Annotated in this window: 11 protein-coding genes; 6 read left to right on the forward strand and 5 right to left on the reverse strand. The window is 36.9% G+C overall.

Annotation, left to right across the window (positions count from 1 at the left end; all coding sequences use genetic code 11):
• Window positions 1–8,018 (reverse strand): DUF11 domain-containing protein (locus GXM17_RS18630; protein ID WP_163401054.1); only part of this gene is annotated, 8,018 nt, incomplete at its 3' end.
• A gap of 386 nt (window positions 8,019–8,404) precedes the next feature.
• Between GXM17_RS18630 and GXM17_RS18635 the strand changes: the two genes are divergently transcribed.
• The 6 genes from GXM17_RS18635 (at window position 8,405) to GXM17_RS18660 (ending at window position 14,818) form a co-directional block, all read left to right on the forward strand.
• Window positions 8,405–10,393: a GAF domain-containing hybrid sensor histidine kinase/response regulator gene (locus tag GXM17_RS18635; RefSeq protein ID WP_163401055.1), complete on the forward strand. Its 1,989-nt coding sequence runs from the start codon at window positions 8,405–8,407 to the stop codon at window positions 10,391–10,393.
• 83 nt (window positions 10,394–10,476) lie between these two features.
• On the forward strand, window positions 10,477–10,842 hold the full coding sequence (locus GXM17_RS18640; RefSeq protein WP_163401056.1) for a response regulator transcription factor: 366 nt from the start codon (window positions 10,477–10,479) through the stop codon (window positions 10,840–10,842).
• Window positions 10,843–10,854: 12 nt separating this feature from the next.
• Window positions 10,855–11,688, forward strand: a complete 834-nt coding sequence (locus GXM17_RS18645; RefSeq protein ID WP_244307441.1) for a hypothetical protein — start codon at window positions 10,855–10,857, stop codon at window positions 11,686–11,688.
• Window positions 11,685–13,118, forward strand: a complete 1,434-nt coding sequence (locus tag GXM17_RS18650; RefSeq protein WP_163401057.1) for a glycosyltransferase family 2 protein — start codon at window positions 11,685–11,687, stop codon at window positions 13,116–13,118. Before GXM17_RS18645 ends, GXM17_RS18650 begins: the two co-directional genes overlap by 4 nt.
• 93 nt (window positions 13,119–13,211) lie before the next feature.
• Window positions 13,212–14,432, forward strand: coding sequence for a DUF763 domain-containing protein (locus GXM17_RS18655; RefSeq protein WP_163401058.1), 1,221 nt, complete (start codon window positions 13,212–13,214; stop codon window positions 14,430–14,432).
• Window positions 14,433–14,635: 203 nt separating this feature from the next.
• Window positions 14,636–14,818 (forward strand): hypothetical protein, encoded by a 183-nt coding sequence (locus tag GXM17_RS18660; protein WP_163401059.1) that lies wholly within the window; start codon window positions 14,636–14,638, stop codon window positions 14,816–14,818.
• 73 nt (window positions 14,819–14,891) lie between these two features.
• On the opposite strand, the gene GXM17_RS18665 is transcribed toward GXM17_RS18660, so the two are convergent.
• From GXM17_RS18665 to GXM17_RS18680, 4 genes are all read right to left on the reverse strand, one after another.
• Window positions 14,892–16,253, reverse strand: coding sequence for a pyridoxal-phosphate dependent enzyme (locus GXM17_RS18665; RefSeq protein WP_163401060.1), 1,362 nt, complete (start codon window positions 16,251–16,253; stop codon window positions 14,892–14,894).
• 47 nt (window positions 16,254–16,300) lie between these two features.
• Window positions 16,301–18,286 (reverse strand): putative porin, encoded by a 1,986-nt coding sequence (locus GXM17_RS18670; RefSeq protein WP_163401061.1) that lies wholly within the window; start codon window positions 18,284–18,286, stop codon window positions 16,301–16,303.
• A 186-nt stretch (window positions 18,287–18,472) separates the two neighbouring features.
• On the reverse strand, window positions 18,473–20,020 hold the full coding sequence (locus GXM17_RS18675; RefSeq protein WP_163401062.1) for a RagB/SusD family nutrient uptake outer membrane protein: 1,548 nt from the start codon (window positions 20,018–20,020) through the stop codon (window positions 18,473–18,475).
• Window positions 20,021–20,031: 11 nt separating this feature from the next.
• Window positions 20,032–23,145, reverse strand: coding sequence for a SusC/RagA family TonB-linked outer membrane protein (locus GXM17_RS18680; RefSeq protein ID WP_163401063.1), 3,114 nt, complete (start codon window positions 23,143–23,145; stop codon window positions 20,032–20,034).
• Window positions 23,146–23,294 lie beyond the last annotated feature (149 nt).

Below are 23,294 nucleotides of genomic sequence, written 5' to 3' on the forward strand. Positions count from 1 at the left end.
AGGGTCTGGGTAGCCGTATTTACTAAAGAACCTACTGTCCATACACCCGTTGCTGTGTCGTAAGTTCCTGCCGTTGCTGTGTAGGAAACATACGTATAACCCGAAGGCAACAGATCGGTAACAGTCACACCCGAAGTATCCTGAGGGCCATTGTTGGTTACATTCACACTGAAGGTTACCTCAGATCCTACAAGCGGCGCTGCATTGCTCACCGTTTTGGTCAATGATAAATCTGAAGATTGTTGTATTGGAGCGGTTGTCGCTTCTGCGTAGTCGTTTTCAGCTGTGTCACCATTTGCAGGCGTTGAGTTTGGATCCGGAAGATCGCTCGCCGTAACTTCGGCAGTGTTTAGGTAGGTTCCGGTTGGGTTGACTGTGGCAGTTATTTGTAATGTTTCTGAAGCTCCATTGATTAAATTGCCAATTGTCCAAACACCCGTTGTCGGAATATAAGTTCCGGTTGAAACGGTAAATCCATTGAAAGTATATCCTGAAGGAAGCAAGTCAGTCACCTGAACACCGGTATTGTCCTGCGGACCGTTATTGGCAACTACTATTTCGAAAGTCACCTCAGAACCCACCAAAGGAGTAGCATTGCTCACCGTTTTGGCCAATGATAAATCGGAAGATTGTTGTATCGGAATAGTAACAGCTGTTGCGTAATCATCTTCAAGAACGGCACTATTATTTGGTGTGGAATCCGGATCCGGAAGATCGCTTGCCGTAACTTCAGCAGTGTTTAGGTATGTTCCGGTTGCGTTGACTGTAGCGGTTATCTGTAGGGTCTGGGTAGCCGTATTGGCTAAATCCCCTACTGTCCATACACCCGTTGCTGTGTCGTAAGTTCCTGCCGTTGCAGTGTAGGAAACATACGTATAACCCGAAGGCAACAGATCGGTAACAGTCACACCCGAAGTATCCTGAGGGCCATTGTTGGTTACATTCACACTGAAGGTTACCTCAGATCCTACAAGCGGTGTTGCATTGCTCACCGTTTTGGTCAATGATAAATCTGAAGATTGTTGTATTGGAGCGGTTGTCGCTTCAGCGTAGTCGTTTTCAGTTGTATCTCCATTTGCAGGTGTCGAGTTTGGATCCGGAAGATCGCTCGCCGTAACTTCAGCAGTGTTTAGGTAGGTTCCGGTTGGGTTGACTGTAGCGGTTATTTGCAGGGTCTGGATAGCCGTATTGGCTAAAGAACCTACTGTCCATACACCCGTTGCTGTGTCGTAAGTTCCTGCCGTTGCTGTGTAGGAAACATACGTATAACCTGAAGGAAGCTGATCTGTAACAGTCACACCCGAAGTATCCTGAGGACCATTGTTGGTCACATTCACACTGAAAGTCACCTCAGATCCTACAAGCGGCGCTGCATTGCTCACCGTTTTGGTCAATGATAAATCTGAAGATTGTTGTATCGGAATAGTAACAGCTGTTGCGTAATCATCTTCAAGAACGACACTATTATTTGGTGTGGAATCCGGATCCGGAAGATCGCTTGCTGTAACTTCAGCAGTGTTTAGGTAGGTTCCGGTTGCGTTGACTGTAGCGGTTATTTGTAATGTTTCTGAAGCTCCGTTGATTAAATTGCCAATAGTCCAAATACCCGTTGCCGGGATATAAGTTCCGGTTGAAACGGTAAATCCATTGAAAGTATATCCTGAAGGAAGCAAGTCAGTCACCTGAACACCGGTATTGTCCTGCGGACCGTTATTGGCAACTACTATTTCGAAAGTCACCTCAGAACCCACTAAAGGAGTAGCATTGCTCACCGTTTTGGTCAATGATAAATCTGAAGATTGTTGTATCGGAATAGTAACAGCCGTTGCGAAATCATCTTCAAGAACGACACTATTATTTGGTGTGGAATCCGGATCCGGAAGATCGCTCGCCGTAACTTCGGCAGTATTCAAATAGGTTCCTGTTGGGTTGACCGTGGCAGTTATTTGTAATGTTTCTGAAGCTCCGTTGATTAAATTGCCAATAGTCCAAACACCCGTTGCCGGGATATAAGTTCCGGTTGAAACGGTAAATCCATTGAAAGTATATCCTGAAGGAAGCAAGTCAGTCACCTGAACACCGGTATTGTCCTGCGGACCGTTATTGGCAACTACTATTTCGAAAGTTACCTCAGAACCCACTAAAGGAGTAGCATTGCTCACTGTTTTGGTCAATGATAAATCTGATAAAGGCTGAATCGGAGTTGTAGTTGCATTAGCTTCATCATCTTCACTTTGATCACCATCATCGTTATTTGGTGTACTGTCAATATCAGGTAAATCGCTTGCCGTCACTTGTGCAATATTAAAATAATCACCGGTTGAAAGTACTTCTACATCAAGAATCAGGGATTCTGAAACTCCGCTATCAACGTTTCCTACACTCCATATACCAGTTGCGCTATCATATAATCCGGCTGATGAACTATAATTTACATATTCATATCCAGATGGTAATAAATCGGTTACCTGAACTCCTGTGGCGTTATTTGGACCATCATTTCTAATAATGAGTTCAAAAGAAACCTGACTTCCAATAAAAGGAGTTGTATTTCCTGCCACTACATTTTTAACTAAAGACAAGTCGGCAGAGGGTCCTTCAAAAGTAATTTCGGCATCATCCTGATCATCTTCTGTTAGTACATTGTTATTAGGGGTACTATCAGGATCTGGCAAATCACTAGCTGTAACCTGTGCTACGTTAACGTAATTACCTAACGGATTTACAATCGCACTAAAAGTTAGATTTATACCAGAATTACTGGCTATATATAAATCACTCCATTGTAATGTAGCACTTGCGATTTGATATGTACCGCCATTTGAAACTGATCCAGGAATTAAAGTGTAACCATCAGGAATTACATCCTGAATATCAACTCCTGATGCATTTCCGGGACCATTGTTGATGACATTAATTGTAAAATCTACTTGCTCACCGGCAGCTGCAGTTGTTGGGGCAACAGACTTTATGAGCTCTAAATCAGCCTGTTTTAAGGTAACTGTCGTATTAGACAGATCATCTTCTATCAAACCATTGCCTGGTGTGCTGTCAGGGTCTATTTCATTCGCTGTTTGAACTTCAGCAACATTTATATAATTTGAAAGATTGGTTACCGAATTGACTTTTGCAGTAATTTGAAGTGTTATAGTATTACCGGTATTAAGATTTCCGATAGTCCAAATGCCTGTAGCACTATTATAATTTCCGGCACCGTTATCACTTACATAAGTGTAACCTGAAGGTAATTGATCTAAAACAGTAATTCCGGTACCATTATTTGGTCCACTGTTAGTTACCCTAATTGTGAATATAACATTATCATCAATGCTTACTGAGGTTGGCGAAACTGTTTTAAGCAGCGATAAATCAGCTATTTTTAATGTTACTTCTGCATCATCCTGATCGTCTTCTGCTAAGATATTATTATTAGGTGTACTGTCCGGATCATATTGATCAGCTGCAATGATTTCAGCAACATTTAAATAAGATCCGGTTTGATTAATGGTAGCATTGAAAGTTAAGGTAAGCCTGTCTCCATTTGGAATTGCAAGGCCATACCATGAAAGAGTGTTGTCACCTATATTGTATTGTCCTGAATTGCTTGCTGACCCCGGAACTAAAGTATATCCCGAAGGAATATAATCTCTCACTGCTACATTTGTGGCATCAACTGTTCCTCCTTGCGAGTTATTATTAAAGATTTCTATGCTAAAAGTTACGACATCACCTGCGTTACCTATATTTGGAGACACCGATTTTGTTAGTTCAAGATCAGCAACTGATAAAATTGTAATGGTAACAGTATCTGTTGAAACAGCACAATTTCCATTACTTACGGTCCATTGCATCACATAAGTACCAAAAACAGTTCCTGTTACAGCAGTGACCGGAGAGGTATTATCTGTAAATCCTACAACACTTGGTCCGGAAATTTGTGACCATATTCCAGTTCCTACAGTTGGTGCAACAGCATTTAGATTTACCGGGGTGAATTGTGGAATTGTCTGGTCTGGTCCTGCGTTAGCTGTTGATGGCAGATCATAAATATTAATTATCACGGTATCTTCAGAAATACATCCGGTGGTTGAGATAGTCCAGTTAAACTCATAAGTCCCTGGAATTAGTCCTAGAATTGAAGATACGGGATTGTTTATATTCGAGATATTAGCGGTATTTGGTCCTGAAATCTGTGTCCAGACACCAGTTCCAATAACAGGCACATTACCAGCCATAGTTACTGTGTCAACATCACATAAATCCTGATCAGGACCAGCATCAGCCAGCGTTGGAGGATCATCATTAAAGGTTATATTGACTGAATCTGAAGAAGGCTGACATAAAGAAGGATTTGTAAATGGTCCATTTGTTACTGTCCACGTTAGTGTATAGGTTCCTAATACTGAGATATTAGAAAGAGTCGTAATTGGGCTGTTTGGGCTGTCAATTACAGCAGCTGCACCCGGAGGCTGATTTGTAATAGTCCAGGTTCCAATACCAACTGCAGGAGCTACTGCGGAGGTCTGATAAGTCGTCTGGCAGGCAACAGCATCATCCGGACCTGCATCAGCGCTGCTTGGTGCCGCATACATTTCTATTCTGACAATATCTGATAAACTTCTGCATGAGGCACTTTCGAATACCCATTCTAAAATATAAAGTCCGGGAACTGTTAAGCCGGAAATTGTTGAATTAGGATTTGTAGGATCATCAATGACTGCAACGCTTCCTAATGGCTGTGTAACAAATCGCCATTCTGCAGTCGTAACATCAGCAGGAGCAATATTTCCGTTTAGAGTTGTAATTCCTGCAACATCATCAATACATAAATTCTGATCAGGACCAGCAATCGGATCAAGACTTGCGCCACTAAATATTTGAATATTTACCGAATCAGATGATCCTGGACAGGTACTGCTATCCGGAAAAGTTACGGAACTAGTTGTATAAGTAAAAACATAACTTTCTCCAGGAACAACAGTAGCATTTGCAATATAACTATCAGCAGGAGACTGTGTAATTATAACATCGCCTGGATTACCACTAGTACTGGTAAGCGACCATGTTCCTCTTGAATTTGCATTTCCGCTAAGCTGAATGCTAGTGACATCACAATAGTTTTGATCAGAGCCTGCATCAGCAGGTGGACTTACAACAATAACAACGTCATCAAAAGTTGGGTTACACAAAAATACATTTCGGGCAGTGATGTTCCATCTAAAAGTATAAGTACCCGCTACAAGTCCGTTAATGACTGTATTCGGATCGTTTGGACTAACAATAGTTGGCTGATTTGGTGCTCCATCAAGAAGAGACCATTGTCCGTTTTCAAAAAAATTATCAAAACTATTTGCACTCATTGTTGTACTGGTGCCACTGCAAACATTTTGATCAGGTCCTGCATCGGCTGCTGAGGGAGGAATTCCTATTGTAACATTAACATCATCAAAAGCTTCACCACACACTCCGGCCTCAATAGTCCATCTAAAAATATAATTACCACTATAGGTAAATGTAAATGTTGCATTTGGATCATGTATATCACTAATGGTATAATTGGAAAGCCCGGAAACTCTTGTCCAGGTTCCAGTAGCACCACTACTGGAGGTAGCGGCCATAGTTATGACTGAACCGCATATTTCCTGATCAGGACCTGCCTCAGCCAATGGTGGTGTATCGGCAATGGTTACAGAAACAGAGCTTTCATTAGGCTGGCAACTGCCAAATGTTCTTTGGATTGACCATGTAAAAATATACGTTCCGTTTGAAGGTACTGTAACTAATGTATTAGGATCGTTTATATCTGCAAAAACAACTCCGGCTGAAGGCGAGACAGACCATGTGCCTGTTTCTAAAATCGCGGGTGTATTTCCACTTAAATTGAAAGAAGCTGTTCCGGAAGGATAACAAGTATCAGGACCTGCATCAGAATTAGAAGAGGCAGCCGCATTATTTGTTAAAATTGTAATGTCGTCTGAAACTGGTGCACTACATGAAGGGCCAGGATGCAGATAAGAAATTGTCCATTGTAACTGATAGGAAGCTGTGTTGGTAGAGAAACCAGTGGCAATAGCATTTGGATCATTACTATTCGAAAATGTAATTGTATCCGGACCTGATAGCTGACTCCATGTACCTATTTCACCAGCCTGCGCTGGTACAGCAGCAAGTTGTACTTGTGAGTTATAACAAACAATCTGACTGGGTCCGGCATCTGGCGTACTTAATGAACTATCTGAAACGTTTATAGATACTGTAGCGGTTGAATAACCACATGTTGCACCACCCCCTTTTGTAACATATTGAAATACATAAGTCCCGGCAACAAGTCCTGATATTTGCGGATTTATAGCAAATGGGTTATCTATTATAGCATTATTAGGACCACTTAACTGATTCCATACATGCGTTCCATCCGGACTCACAACTCCGGATAAAGTTGTACTGGTTGTACCACAGGGTAAGCTTACGTCAGAACCTGCATTTGAAGGGACCGGTTGGCCAGATGTAAAAATAACTAAGCTGTCGAATCCATAATCACAGCCAACAGGAAGAGAACCGTTCTGGCTTCTGATAAATTCAAGTGCATAACCGCCAGGAGTTTCCAGTGTTAACGTAAGGGAGCTTCCGACGCTTTGTAAAGGTGTGGGAAAAGGTCCTAACGGAGAACCACTTGGTCCGGTTACAATACGGTATTGATTGACTCCTGTACCGGTTACAGCGATAGGAATTGTAAAAACTGTAGCATCACAGGCCCCTACAATATTATCTCCATTATTGGCGATAATAGTTCTTGTTGCCCCATTATATCGGATATTATAGTCTTTTGTAAACACACATCCGGTATTGCTATTTGTCAGAGTATATCTAAAAGTGTAAGGATCTCCCGAATCTGAAATATTTGTAATTAAGGTAGTTGGATTAGTTGGAGTAACAATTACTGCTCCGGTATCTCCGGCTATTTGTGTCCATTCAACAGTTTCGCCCGCATATAATGGGGTTTGTGCAACTAATGTTACTGATGTAATTGTATTATCACAAAATGATATGTTTTCGTCTCCGCCCGGTAAAGTTGTAACATCCTGTGTAGCCGGAGGGACTGTAATAGTGACCAAATCATTACCTGATGCACATAGACCGGTTACGCTCCATCTAAAGGTATAAGTTCCTTCAGTAAGATTAGAAACTTCAGTGCTATTAGAATTAGGATTATCAATAGTAGGGGTGCTTGGACCGCTTACAAATGTCCATTGCCCATTTTGTCCGTTCAGGCCACAGCCTCCGTAAGATCCTGTTATATTTGTAGATTGCGAAATAGTATAGCAATTGCTTAAAGTCTGATCTGGTCCTGCAGAAACAGGGGTTTCTCCACCATAGTTCGTAACAGTAATTTGTGATGTTGTTCTGCAGCGCTGCCCGGAAGAATATTCAGGACCTTCAATAACCCATTGAAGTGTGGAGGTGCCGCAGCTTGTTGGAGGTAATGTTATAGTAGAGGTAGGGAGGTTTGGAAAATCAATTACAACTCCCGCATTATTGGCTCCAACAATTTCCCAATAACCGGTTTCTCCTGCATTTTGTGGTGTATTACCACTAATTGTTAAAGTACCCGAGTTGTTTGGACAACTCGCTATATTTCCACCGGCATTGGCAATAGTAATAGGTTCTACATTAACAACTTTGTCCTGATATGCGAATATCCCATCACCGCAGGTCGCACTATACCTGAAAATATAAGTATTACCGCCTGTATATCCAGTTACATTTGTTGTTGGGTTGTTTGGAGTGTCAATCACTACAGTAGGGCCTGCTATTTGAGTCCATACCGCATTGCCAATTATAGGAGAAGGATTATTTCCTGTTAAAACTAAGGACTCTGTTTCGCAGATAGTAACGTTTAGAACTCCTGCGTTTACCGTACAATTTTGTCCATATGTATTTTTAGAAAAAAACAATACAAGAAGTACAGCTAACACTATTTTTTTGAAATAACACTTAATTTGTATAGATTGTTCCATAGGCCCGGAATTGCTATGTGGATATGAACATTTATATAACCACGTTAGATTAATAATGGTCTTTCAATAAAAAACTTGAATTTTTTTTGTGGTATTTGTAGAGACACTCAAATTTAAAAAACTAGTGCTTTGATATTTAACTAAACATGTTTCAGATTATAACTTGAAACAAGAAAAGGTCTAATTTGAATAAGATTGAGATGTTTCAAATACTTATTTAACAATTACAGAAGAATATAAAAATTTGAAGACAAAAAGGAATACGATACCAAATCAATCCTAAAAACAGATTAATCCTAAAAAATGCCTGACAAAAATTTCATTTTCGAATTTATTGCGAAGTTCAGACCCAAAATTATTATATTTATACACTCTACCTTATCAAAATGAAAAACATAGAACTTCCAATACCACACAATGAAGCAGAACGTTTAGCCGCATTAAAACGTTATAATATTCTTGATACGCTTCCTGATAATGCTTTTGATGATGCAACAAAACTTGTTTCCTATATATGTGGCGTACCCATTGCACATATTTCGTTCATAGATGAAAACAGACAATGGTTCAAATCTGAAATAGGAATAGGTGTGTCAGAAGTACCGCGGGAAATTAGTTTTTGCCAGTACACTATTATGGACTCCAAAATGGTTGAAATCCCCGATACACTTTTAAATGAAAGATTTAAAGAAGATGCGAATGTTACAGGAGGTTTTAAAGTAAGATTTTATGCCGGTATTCCATTAACAACACCAGACGGTTATAACATAGGAACCCTATGCGCAATAGATCATGTTACCAAGGAACTAAACGAAAATCAGAAAAATGCATTGTCGATTGTTGCAAAACATGTAATAAATCAATTGGAGCTGGCGACAAAAAACATAGAGCTCAACGCTCAGAAAAAAATTGCAGAACGTGCCGTATTGGCAAAAGACAGCTTTTTAGCAAACATGAGTCACGAAATCAGGACACCATTGAATGCAATAATTGGCTTTACAGATCTTTTGGCCCAGACACAGCTGGACAGCATGCAAAGGGATTATATTGATAGCGTACAAATTGCAGGAGAGAATCTGCTTCTGATTATCAATGATATTCTGGATCTTTCTAAAATCGAATCAGGCAATCTTACTATTGAGTCACAGCCATTCAATTTAAAAAAGACACTTAAGCATGTATATAATTTATTAAAAATTAAAGTACCTCCTGCTGTTGAATTCAATCTCTTCGTAGATACCGAATTGCCGGAAATGGTAATAGGCGATCAGGGGAGACTAAATCAAATACTGGTTAACCTTACAGGTAACGCCCTCAAATTTACCCAGGAAGGAGAAGTTACAGTATCCGTTAAAAAGATCAATGAGACTGCTGATGATTATGCTCTCAGATTTTCTGTTAAAGATACCGGAATAGGCATACAAGAGGAAAAACTTAAAACGATATTTGAACGATTTACCCAGGCAGAAGAAAGTACAACCAGAAGATTTGGCGGAACGGGACTCGGCCTTAGCATTGTAAAACAGCTCGTAGAACTGCAAGATGCTGAAATCCATGTAAAAAGCAAAGAAGGCCGTGGCTCAGAATTTTCATTTGTCCTTACTTACAAAAAAGCAGATTACAATGAAACTCCAATTAAAACATTACCGGAAGAACAATTAGGCAAACTCAAAATCCTGTTATGTGAAGACAATGCCTTAAATCAAAAGCTGGCAAAAAGCGTTATTGAAAATTTTGGCTTTGAACTGGATATTGCAGAAAATGGTGAAGAAGGTATAGATTTATTATCAAAAAACAATTATGATTTAGTACTAATGGATCTCCAGATGCCAGTAAAAGATGGCTATCAAACAACGCAATATATCAGGAATGAGATGGATTTAACCATTCCGATTATAGCCATGACAGCACATTCTCTTGTAGGTGAACAGGAACGCTGTTATGATGTAGGAATGGATGCTTATGTACCCAAACCTTTTAAGCAGGCAATGCTTTTACAGACAATAAAAACAGTTCTGAACAAAGATGTTAAGCATACTCTCAAAAGAAAAATAGATTTATCGTTTTTAGACGAAATGTCTTGCGGAAATCCCAATTTTAAACAGGATATGATAGATCTCTTTATAGAAAAGATTCCAAATGAGGCAGCTCAGCTCGAAGAGTCATTTAACAGTAATGACTTTGATAGTGTAAAAAAACTAGCCCATAATATGAGATCCAGCCTCGATATCTTTATGCTGCAAGATCTTTCTAATTGCTTATCGATTATTGAAGAAGAAGCCATTATGGGAAAATTTACCACTGAAAGTTTAGATAAGATAAATATCATACACTGCGGAATTATTGAGACAGTTAAAATTTTAAAGGAACTGTGATAAAAAGAAAATATGCTATAGCTTTACGTAATTCCTTATTTTTTTACTAAATTAAATTCCTCAAAAGATAAATATTCAAACCCATGAAAATAGTTTTAGCAGAAGATAATGAAATCTTACGCAAATCATTATCTTTTTTCCTGGCCTCTAAAGGTTTTGCGGTTGACCAGTTTTCTGATGGACAGGAGGCACTCGATGCTATTGAAAAGAATAGTTATGACCTGATCCTGACAGATATTAATATGCCCGGCAAAAGCGGAATGGAAATCACACAATATGTAAGACAAAATATTAACTCTGATATTCCGATAATTATATTTACTTCTTCCGGTATAGAACAGACAGAATTAGATTCCTTTGACATTGGTGCGAACGAATTTATTGCCAAACCGATTAGTCCTGCTGTACTCTTAATAAGAATCAATAAATTACTCAATATCCGTTTATAATATGTTAATAAAGTGAGTATCTGGGAACAATATAAAAACAGCGACTGGGCAGAACCTTTTCTAATGGGTTCAGTTTTCTTGTTTGCAGGGATATCAGTTGTTTTGTATTTATTAATTATCAAAAGCCGAAACAGAAAAATAAAACAGGAAAAACTCAGAAACGAATACGAACAAATCATTGTAGAGTTAATGTATTCAGTGGTGTTCATGGACGCTCCTTTTTCTTCTGTAAAAGACGATCCTAATTATGTGATGTTTTTAAAGAATGCTTATTTCAGAGAAGTACTAAGTGAATCTGTTATCAATCTTCACAAAAATTATGATGGTGTTTATGCCCTAAAGCTGGAACAATTTTATAAAGAGTCCGAATTAATAAAAAGTTCTTTAAAAAAACTTAAAAGCCATAAATGGGAAGTAAAGTGCAAGGGAATTACAGAATTGGCTGAAATGAATATTACTGACGCTTCTGAAAAAATGATAAGCATTTCTAAATCCAAAAATAAAGTCTTAAAAATCACTGCTATAAATGCCTCTATCAGACTTGAAGGAGTAAAGGGCATAATACACCTTACTGAACACGCCTATCCAATTGATGACTGGACGCAGCTAAATATTATAAATGCTTTCAAAAAACACGATATTGGCGATACACAGGGCGTCGAATACCTGCTTGAATCAAAAAACACAACAGTTGTTGCACTTGCATTAAAACTCATCAAAGAACTTAAGCTTACGCAAAAACTCCATCATGTAAAACTATTAACAGAAAGGGCTCCCAATACTCTAATACAATATGAAGCACAAAGTGTATTAAAAGCGCTAACCGTAAACCTTACAAACGAATGAGTTTTTTTAACAGTGAAACAATATGGTTTTTGGATGTTTACATCCTCCTCATTCTCGGATATGCAATCTTAATCATGTCATCTTACCTTATATTAGCCTACCTTTCTACAAAAGCGCTAAGAAGCTATCTCAAAAAGAATAGCTTTGTAGATTATGAAGTACTGCTTACCAGCGAATTTGCGCCTAAACTTTCCTTAATTGCCCCAGCTTATAATGAAGGTTTCACTATTGAGGAAAATGTAAAATCTTTGCTTTCTTTAAACTACAATAATTATGAGGTAATTGTTGTGAATGACGGCAGTAAAGACAATTCGATGGAAATCCTGATTAATACCTACAATCTTGTTCTGAAGGAACTTAGGTTCGACTCAAAAATCGAAACTAAAAAAGTCAGAGGAATATACATTTCTAAAAATACTGCTTTTAAAAAACTGATCGTTGTTGACAAAGAAAATGGAGGAAAAGCTGATGCTCTAAACGTAGGGCTTAACATTGCCCAAAATCCATACGTAGTATGTATTGATGTTGATTGCATTCTGGACAAAGACTCTTTATTAAAATTAGCAAAACCTTTTTTAGAATCTCATGGCAAGCGTATTATTGCGACAGGTGGTGTCGTAAGGATAGCAAACCAGTGTGTTATCCGGAATGGACGTCTGGTTGAAGTAAATATTCCGGACGTAATGTTGCCAAGAATACAGGTTTTAGAATATCTTCGGGCTTTTCTTTTGGGAAGAATGGCCTGGGGAAGACTGGACGGTCTATTGCTCATTAGTGGTGCATTTGGTGCATTTGACAAAGAAATAGCATTATTATCAGGAGGTTACAATACTAAAACGGTAGGTGAAGACATGGAACTGGTAGTCAGAATGCGCCGTTATATGGTCGAAAATAAACTACCTTACTCCGTTAGCTACATTCCTGACCCCCTTTGCTGGACAGAAGCCCCTGAAGATTTCAAGATATTCAAAAAACAGCGTAGCCGATGGATGAGGGGTACTATTGAGACGCTTGCAATTCACAAAAAAATGTTCCTAAACCCCAAGTATAAACTTCTGGGTTTAATTAGTATACCTTACTGGACATTTTTCGAATTTCTGGCTCCAGCAATAGAATTTACAGGACTAATTATAACACTGTTATTTATGCTTTTTGGTTTCATTCACTGGCATTTCTTTCTTTTACTTGTACTATTTGTTTATACTTTTGCCGTATTCTTTTCTGTAATAGCATTATTTAGTGAAGAGTTTACTTATCATAAATATCCAAAACAAACTGATTTTTTTAAGCTGTTACTGGCCGCTTTTATTGAACCAATATATTTTCATCCTTTAACAGTTTATGCTGCCTTAGTTGGTTATAAAGAAAAAATTATGGGAACAAAGGGCTGGGGCGAAATGACCAGAAAAGGCTTTACAAAGAAGGAATAATTTATATCATATAGCTTTACCCCTAAATTCTCTGTTCTAAGGTATTACAAACATTTTTTCGTATTTTTGTAAATTACAAAAAAATCCCTTCTCATGAAACGTTCCGGAACTGCAGACCTTCCATTACATTATGGACATGTGCCCTTATGGCTTGCTGAACGTATGTCTAAACTTGGCTTTGCTATTGTTGAAACTATTGCAATGGAATTTTCTACTTCAGAAGTAATCAGTAAGCTTAGCAATCCTTTCTGGTTTCAGAGTTTTGGCGCCGTTATGGGAATGGACTGGCACTCATCAGGAATTACGACTTCTGTACTGGGGGCATTAAAAAAGTCGGTCAACCCCTATTCGAAAGAACTGGGAATTTATATCTGCGGAGGCAAAGGCAAACATTCTATGCTAACGCCAAAAGAACTTTTATTTGTTGCTGAAAAAACAGGTCTTGATGGCAATAATCTGGCTAATTGCAGCAGGTTGACAGCCAAAGTTGACAATACAGCTATTCAGGACGGATTTCAATTATACCAGCATAATTTTATTGTTGACGACAAAGGACAATGGGCTGTTATTCAGCAAGGAATGAATCCTAACTCCAAAACAGCCAGAAGATATCACTGGCATTCACAAGACCTGAAGTCTTTTATAAATGAACCACACACTTTTATATATGGTGAAAATCAGGGAGCAATTTTAAATCTCACGGCAAATAGTGCTGAAAAATCCAGAGAAGGCATTTTAGAATTGTCTAAAGAATCCCCAACCAAAATCATGAAAGAAATGCAGCATCTTGTAATGCCTGCACATCACGATCTCAGGATGGAAAATGTCAATATGAAAAGACTTGGTGCCATGCTGTGGGCAACCCATGAGAATAATCCTGAAGATTTTGAAGAACTACTACTTTTGAAAGGAATGGGTCCAAGAGCTCTTCAGTCACTGGCTTTAGTTAGTGAGGTAATTTACGGCACACCAACCAGGTTTGAAGATCCTGCCCGATTTTCATTTGCTCACGGAGGAAAAGACGGACACCCGTTTCCTGTTCCCGTAAAAATTTATGACGAAACAATTGACACTTTACAAAGAGCAATTAACCGTGCTAAAATTGGAAATAGTGATAAAATAGATGCCATCCGGAAATTATCCGAAATTTCCAGAAAAGCTGAGGAGTCCTTTACACCTAATTCTAACTTTGATGCACTAATTCAAAAAGAACGGAATGAATCGTATAAATATGGAGGAAAAACTGTTTTTGGCGACGCTAAACCTCTCACAAGTAAACCCATAAATCCTAATAATCAACTTGAATTATTTTGATTGGCTTCAAATCAATATTAATATTCTATCACAGATTTTAAGAAATCAGGCTGACAATTATATAAATGCAGATTTCAATTTTATAAAAAAGAAATCTCTTCCTTTATTTAATTTTATTGATTATCAAAAAAAGCCTAAGCGCAAAAACTGCGCAAAATAGCTTTTAAAAGAATTCAGCCAAAAATAATTAAAAATCAAAAGTCATGGTCGAAAAAAATTATGATCCGGATAACGAAAATTGCCCGGAAAAAGACACGATAGAAAATCTTTATGCAAAAACACTTTCTGAGAAAAATAAAAATACGCAGACTGTTGAAGAATTTATTGATGATAACCCAAACCGGATTTCAAAAAAAGATAATCTGAATCCTAATGATTCTGATTAAGAGCAAAAAGCAGCAAACCAAAAAGGCATGCATTTTTTACAATGCACGCCTTTTATAATTTACATAAGAGCATTTATTTTATAGCTCCAATAATATCATATTTTGTAATGATATGATGATTCCCATTACCTAATTCCACTAAAACAGCATCATTTTCCTTTGTAAACAATTTTGAAACTTCTTCAATTGAAGTCCCTAATTTTACAATTGGAAACGGTTTTCCCATAACTTCTTTGATAGGTTTTTCGGCTACATTTTTATCGGCTACATAGCTTCTAAACAAATCGGTTTCATCAACAGAACCCACAAATCCATTAATATCGACTACCGGAATTTGAGAAATTTTGTATTTACGCATACGCTCAATAGCATGTGAAACCAGTTCTTCTGTACGAACTACGATCAGTTCTTTGTCAATATGATCTTTAATAACATCTTCGGCTTTTGTAACATTTTCATCCAGAAAACCGCGTTCACGCATCCAGTCATCATTGAACATTTTACCAACATAGCGGCTTCCCGAATCGTGAAATAAAACCACTACTACATCGTCCGGCCTGAAATGTTCTTTTAGCTGTAATAATCCTTTAATACAGGCTCCTGCAGAGTTTCCAACAAAAATGGCTTCTTCTAATGCAATTTTTCTGGTATAAACCGCCGCATCTTTATCGGTTACTTTAGTGAAACCATCAATCAGTGAAAAATCAACATTTTTAGGTAAAATATCTTCCCCTATTCCTTCAGTGATATACGAATAGATTTCGTTTTCATCAAAAACTCCGGTTTCGTGGTATTTTTTAAAAACAGAGCCATAAGTGTCGATTCCCCAGATTTTAATATTGGGGTTTTTCTCTTTTAAATATTTCCCAACGCCTGAAATAGTTCCTCCAGTTCCTACTCCCACAACAAAATGAGTTATTTTACCCTCTGTCTGTTTCCAGATTTCAGGCCCTGTCTGTTCGTAATGCGCAAGGGTATTTGATAAATTATCGTATTGGTTTACGTACCATGAATTGGGCGTTTCTTCAGCCAGGCGTTTTGAAACCGAGTAATAAGACCTTGGATCCGTAGGTTCTACATTAGTAGGACAAACGACAACTTTGGCACCCACAGCGCGCAAAATATCCATTTTTTCCTTCGATTGTTTGTCTGATATCACACAAATCAGCTTATAGCCTTTTGTAATCGCTACCAGTGCCAAGCCCATTCCTGTATTCCCTGAAGTGCCTTCAATTATGGTTCCGCCTGGCTTTAAGCGTCCATCTGCCTCTGCGTCTTCAACCATTTTAACAGCCATTCTGTCCTTAACGGAATTGCCCGGATTAAAAGTTTCAACTTTTGCCAGTACCAGGGCATCAATTTCAGCAACAATTTTATTAAGTTTCACTAATGGAGTGTTACCAATGGTTCCTAAAATATTATTTGAAAAGTCCATATCTGTATCAGTTTAATTTTTTGCTTTAAGATAAAACAAATTTCATTCTATTGAAAGAAATTCCAAACCAGACCAAACCGGATAGTGAAATCACGATAGGGGTTATTGGGAGCTGAATAATAATTACTTTCGCCAAAAGTCGCATTAAAATGTTCTGCTTTTAAATAAATCCTCGTTTGGCGGATTTTTCCGTTCAGGAAAAAATCAAAAACAGGATAGTTTCCTATTTTCTTATTATTCTGCACAAAAAACTCTCCAACAACAGGGTTATAATCATTTCCGTAATATTCTGTAAAATAACTAAAGGTAATTCCGGTTTGAATAAACAGTGCCTTATCAAAGAAATAAGTCGAATAATAAAATGTGTTTCTGGTTACAAAGTCAGGAACATTTAGAATCTGTTTAGGCCCTTCCGCAGGCTCATCTCGTTGCGTAGTTTTTTGATACAAAAGTGTATTATCTAAACCAAATTTACCAAATTTAAACTCTTTGTTTGCCTTTAGTGACAGATAATTGATTGTACCTCCGTATTGAAACGGTTTTACAATTTGTACACGATCCTCAATTTGCTGGTCTGTTGCACCATCTGCAAAATACAAATGATCCGTCAAGACAGTATAGCTTGCCTCAGCATTCAGCCACGGAGTATATATCCTGGCACTAAGCAAATTGATTTTTTCATTCTTAAAATCATTAGACCAATTGTATTCTATATAACTGCTTTGATAAAGGTTGTAGTTGTTATTAGGCAGCTTGCTAATGTTTTTATAACGGAAATCAAACTGAATCTTTTCGTTTAAATTGTACCTCAGCTTCGCATCTAAATCAGAAATTGATTCTTTTGTAATGGATCTTGAAAATAAAAATCTTCCATTCCATTTATTTTTCTGGTATTCGTATTGGGCTCCAAAACTATTAATTTCTCTGAACAAATTATCAGAAATTGTTGTTCCGTCATTTTTTATTATGATACGATCATAACTGTAGTTTGATCTGTAATCGTCAATGAAAAAATTAAATTTTCCAAGGAGAACATTCTCATAAGTCAATCCAACTTTGTTATACAATTTTTCAAAATGGGTTTGGTCTTTAATATTACTTGCCAAATAAGAATCCCCAAATCGCTGTACCAATGTACTCCCAACTGTTGATAAAACTGTGGGTTGTTTGTATTCGAAAAATTTATTTTCAAAATTAAACTGGTGCGTAACATATAAATTGTTGCTTGCCTCTTTAGGATTTACCCTGAAAGTATGATCAAAAAAGAAGCGTCTGCCCTTTAAAAAAGATTCGGCATCCGTCAGATAAACTTCCAGTCGCTGACGATTGGTAAAGTTTGGATCCCCGCTTTCAAAATCTTCAGCAGTTGTTATTCCGCCATTTTCTTCATTTAAAATATCCTGATAAGCATAATGAGCATATAAAACATAGCGTTTATTAGTCGTATTATAGCTGGTCCCAATTCTAAAATTGCCAATACTGGTTAGCTGATTGATGTATTTTCCCTCTGAACGCAGCCCCCTGTAAGCTGCAAAGAAATTCAGATTTTTTGATGTGTTTAGTGTAATAAACGAATCTGCGTTTTGTCCTTTTCCAATAGATGTATTAAAAAACAATTCTGTAAATGGTGTTGCTACATGGTAATAATTAATCTCGCTGGCATCCATAAAATTAATATGCTTTCCCTCGAAACCAATATCCGGGTAAGGCGAAAAATCAGTCAGGCTATATTGCAATGTATTATATGGCTGGCCAATATTAGAAAAAGGCAAAAGTCCAAAATTATCCCTTCTCAGGTAATTTTGTCTGTAAGCGCTTTTTAAGGTTAAGGAAGTATCTACAATCGTAGTATCATGTTCTAAAGTAACGATTTGATATTGTTCAATTTTAGCTACAAGATCTTTTTTCTTTTTTACAGTATCCGTAATACTCGAATATTGCGAATTCATATCTAAACTCTTTTTAGGAGTTTCTCCCTGAGAAAACAATAAAGAAGGCAAAACTAATAGATATAGAAAAAAGAATATTCTCATTTGATAACGATATGATGTAAAGATTTTGATAAAATGATAAAGCAAAGGTAAATTATAAATATGTATAAATAAAAAAAACAAATTGTTTGTATTTTAAGTTCTTTAAAAGAATTGCTTTTTTCGCAAAAAGCCCCCAGTCAAGAAGATGACAGAGGGCTTTTCAGAATTCAAAATATTTATCTTATACTACCATTCAGGATTTTTTTCTAAATCTGGATTCGTATTTAATTCAATCTGTGGTATAGGCCATAAAAATCTACGATCTGTATATGGAATTGCACCAATAGTAGCGTTAACAACATAGGGTACTGATAAATCAAAAGCAATTGCCGGAGGTGTTGCATTCGCAAATTTTGCAGGAATACCGTTAGTTGCAACTGCGGCTATTGGATCATTTTGTAATCTATGAATATCTGTCCATCTGCGACCTTCCTGTAAAAACTCAATTCTTCTTTCTTTAAGAATAGCAGCAACCATACCAGCATTTGTAGTAAAAGAAGAATTAGTATATGCTTGTGTAGCTGGATTAGCCAAAGATCTATTTCGTACAGAATTCAATAAAGTAAGTGCATCTTGCAGATTAGATAAACGGGCCTGAGCTTCTGCCATATTCAAAACTACCTCAGCATATCTGATAACCGGAGCAGGATCTGTTCTGTTTGTTACATCAGTATATTTATTAGTATATTTAATCCCGGCTGCAGTGTGTATAAATTTTCCATTCTCTCTTCTTTTATCATCAGCTAACCACCCGCTATCTCTCCAAAGTATTGGACTGATGCAAACTAAAGCCCTGTCTTTTAACATTGGAGCCAAAGCGCCATTAACAGTTGGGTTAGCAGTAGCAGAATGCTGAATAGAAAAAATTGACTCTGTATTCGAAGAAGGACTCTGGAATGGAGCATATGGATCTACTGTTAAAGCAAAAGTAGCAGACAATTTGCTTCCTTCAAGAATTACATTTGTCCAGTCTCTTTTTTGAAGATACAATCTGGTTTTAAAAGCAATTGCAGCCGATTTAGAAGCTCTGCCAACATTTTTAACAGCAGTTATTAAAGCTTCAGCATCGTTTAAATCTGCTAATATTTTAGAATAGCATTCTGCAACTGTATTTCTTGGTTTTAGGCGTTCTGAAGCAATTTCTTCGTTAGTATTTACCCCAATCTCCCTGTAAATAACACCTGGATGGCTTGCATCTGGAGTATGAAAATAAGGCTTAGAAAAATAAGTAAGCAACTCTAAATGTGTAATTGCTCTTAAAAATTTACACTGACCTATATAATCATTAGCGACAGCCTGTGTAATTACACCTTTAGCTGCAGCATCGGTAGTTCCTTCAATCATAATATTACATCTATTAATCAATCGGTAACCATCAACCCAGTAATAAACATTATTAGGGGTTGTAGCATCATAAGTTGCCCTGTATGTCAACTCGTAAAAGGTAGCCATATTCACAACATCTTCACCTCTTGCTTCACCCTGCTCTACGAAAGCAGCTCCCCAGACATAGCCTCTACCTCCATTAGGACTAGTAGGCACAGCATTATACTGACCAATAGCAGCCGCATTATATACACCATTCATATAAGTTGAAATCAATGTAGGAGTTGTAAAAGCATCCGGACTTAGGATATTATTTACTGGTTTTAAATCCAATATTTTTTCTTCTGTACATGAGCTCATCCCAAGAGCTATTACTGAAAGCAAAATTGTTTTAATTATATTTTTCATATTTTTTTTTATTATAAACTTACATTTAGTCCTACTGATACAACTTTAGCACGAGGAGTACCATTAATATCTACTCCTGAGGTCTCCATCTCAGGGTTTATACCTTTATAATCTGAAATTAACCAGAGGTTTTGCCCTTGCACGAAAAATCTAAAATTATCTACCCCAATTTTATCCAATAACATTTTAGGTAATGTATATCCTACACTAATATTATCAAGTGAGATAAAATCTCCTTTTTCAACAAAACGTGTACTGGCGCTCCCTGAAAGGTTTGTAAATGTATTTGAACCTGCATATAATTTTGGTGTCCAACCATCTCCTGGGTTTTCAGCACTTTGCCATCTTCCTAAAATCTCAGTACCATTATTATTAAGGTTCTGGTTCATTAACTCTCTTCTTGTAGAATTAAAAATTTTATTTCCTCCACTAAATCTAAACATGAAACCAAAGTCAATATTCTTATATTTCAAATTAGAAATAAATGATCCGTAATAGGTTGGCAGTGTATTACCTAAAACAATTTTATCAGTAGATGCTAAAGAGGATCTGTTGCTTTCAGTCATAGCTTTAGCAGGATCAGCAGGATCATATTCGTAGTAAAGTGTATTATTAAGATTTCCTTGTACTAAACTGCCGTTAGCTTTATAATAAACCGGATTTCCATTAGCCTTGTTTACACCCCAATATCTAAAACCATATAAAGAATTTATTGATTCTCCCTCTGCAATTATAATATTTGGTGCAATATTGGTATCTGTAGAAGAACCTCCTATTATAGACTGTCCCTGATATAATGCTGTAACTTCATTTTTTGTAAGCGTCAGGTTTGCAGAAACATCCCAAGATAAATTTGCCGTATTGATTGCTTTAAAAGAACCCGAAAATTCATAGCCTTCATTATACATTTTACCTACATTTTGGTTAATTGTATTATTTGGAATACCAAGAGAAGGAGATGTTGGAGCTGCCAGAACTAAATTATCAATATCATTTTTGTAATAATCAAAAGTCAAATTCAGACGATTGTTAAACAAACCTAAATCTACACCAAAGTCAACTTTTGCAGAAGTTTCCCACTGTAATATACTATTTCCAAATTGATAATAGCCGATACCATTTGAAGACCCATAAGGAGAACCGATTGTAAGGTCCTTTGAAGGATATGATGCACTATTCAGAACATCAACGTTACCAACTTCAGAATAAGATCCTCTTAGCTTCAAATCTGAAACTACACTATTGATTCCTTCCATAAAGCTCTCTTTAGAAAGTGTCCAACCTGCTGAAATACCAGGAAAGTTTTCATAGCGTACATCTGATTCAAACTGAGAAATTCCGTCACGTCTAATAGATCCCTGAATAAAATATTTTTCTTTATAGTTATATGTTAAACGTCCTAAATATGACATAATTCCTTTTTCTGTTATACCACCACCGGAGTCTTTAGTATTATAACTGTTAGTTACTAAATTATTATCAAAGAAATCACTTATGATATCACTTCCTTGTCCCCATAAAATTTTGTCTTTTGATTTCTGATACTCACTCACAGCGGTTATACCAAAATTGTGGTCTTCGGCAAAAGTATGCTTATAGTTCAGAATATTCTGCCAGTTCCATCGTAAGAGATTTCTGTTTTCCTGATATAAAATTCCGTTTGATGTACGTCCGTCACCATGTACAGGATTCCAATATTGAAAACCGTCTGTAGCAGCATTATCAGCGCTTACCTGCAATTTATAACTTAAATCAGAAGTAATTTTTGCGTTAGCAAATGCACTTGCAATAATCCTTGTAGTAGTTGACTCATATTTATTTTTATTAAGCACATAGATAATGTTTGTAATATTATCTCCTGCCGGTGCTAAGTTCTCCCACTGACCTACAGTTGCGTTATTAGATGAAAGGTTATATCCTGTTGGATCCAGATCATCGTAAATAGGCGTATTCGGTAATTGTCTGATAGTATTAAAAATATTACCTGATAATCCACTTGCATTACTATTTAACCCATTGTATTCAGTTCTGTTCACATTTAAGTTTGTACCAATACTAAGCCATGAATTGATATCCTGGTCAATATTTGCCCTTATAGAATATTTTTTCATGCTATTTGCTAAGTTTATACCCTCTAAGTCATTAATTCCTAAAGACAAATAGTATTTTGTTTTATCTGAACCTCCGCTAAAATTAAGATTGTGTGTTATCTGCGGAGCATTTCTTAACACAGCACTTTGCCAGTCAGTATTGTAGGTTGTTCCTGCCGCCCATGGACTCAATGAAGCATTAGCTCTTTTTTCATTTGAAATTGTAATAAAATCAGGAGTTTCTAATAAATCATATTTTTTAGCCGCACTCGCAATTCCAAAAACAGCTGAATAAGAAACTTTTAAAGCTCCTTTTTTACCGCTTTTTGTCGTAATTAAAATTACACCATTTGCAGCTCTTGAACCATAAATCGCTGTAGCTGCACCATCTTTCAGGACATCAAAAGATTCAATATCTTCCGGATTGATATCTGCCAGACCATTTGTAGCCGAAACACCTCCAATGTCACCAGAGTAAATCGGAATACCATCAACCACAATCAGTGGTTCTGTACTTCCGGAAATAGAACCAATTCCTCTGATTCTGATTTTTGGAGCCGCACCAATAAGACCTGTATTAGTTAAAACCTGAACACCTGTTGCTCTACCTGCTAAAAGCGCATCAAAAGACGGAGTGATTAAATTGGCAATATCCTTTCCTTCTATTTTCGAAATAGATCCTGTCACCTCACTTCGTTTCTGAATTCCATATCCAACAACCACGACTTCATTCATTTCCTGAGCTTCTGTCTCTAAAGTAACATTAACAGTATTTGATGTTCCCACTGTTACTTGTTGATTGGTCATACCTACGTATGAAAAAACTAAAACATCCCCAGTTTTTGCCTTTAAAGAATAACTACCGTCAAAGTCAGTATACGTACTAGTTTTAGTTCCTTTAATTGCAACATTTACACCTGGAATCACTCCTGTTTTATCAGAAACTTTTCCAGACACAGTTCTTTCCTGAGCAAAAGAAAGCTGTAAAATCAACGCTATAAAGAGCGTAAAAATCCATTTTAATCTTAATTTCATGTTAATTTATTTTGAATTAGTATGGGGCAAACCTCTTAATAATTTCTTAAAACTCCAAATTTTATCTTTGTTTTTTTCAACTCAAAAATAAAATAAATGCAAAATAACGACATGAAACACTATTTTTTCAATAAAAAAATCAAAGAATA

The organism is Flavobacterium fluviatile, assembly GCF_010645065.1.
In the GTDB taxonomy this organism is placed as follows: Bacteria; Bacteroidota; Bacteroidia; order Flavobacteriales; family Flavobacteriaceae; genus Flavobacterium; species Flavobacterium fluviatile.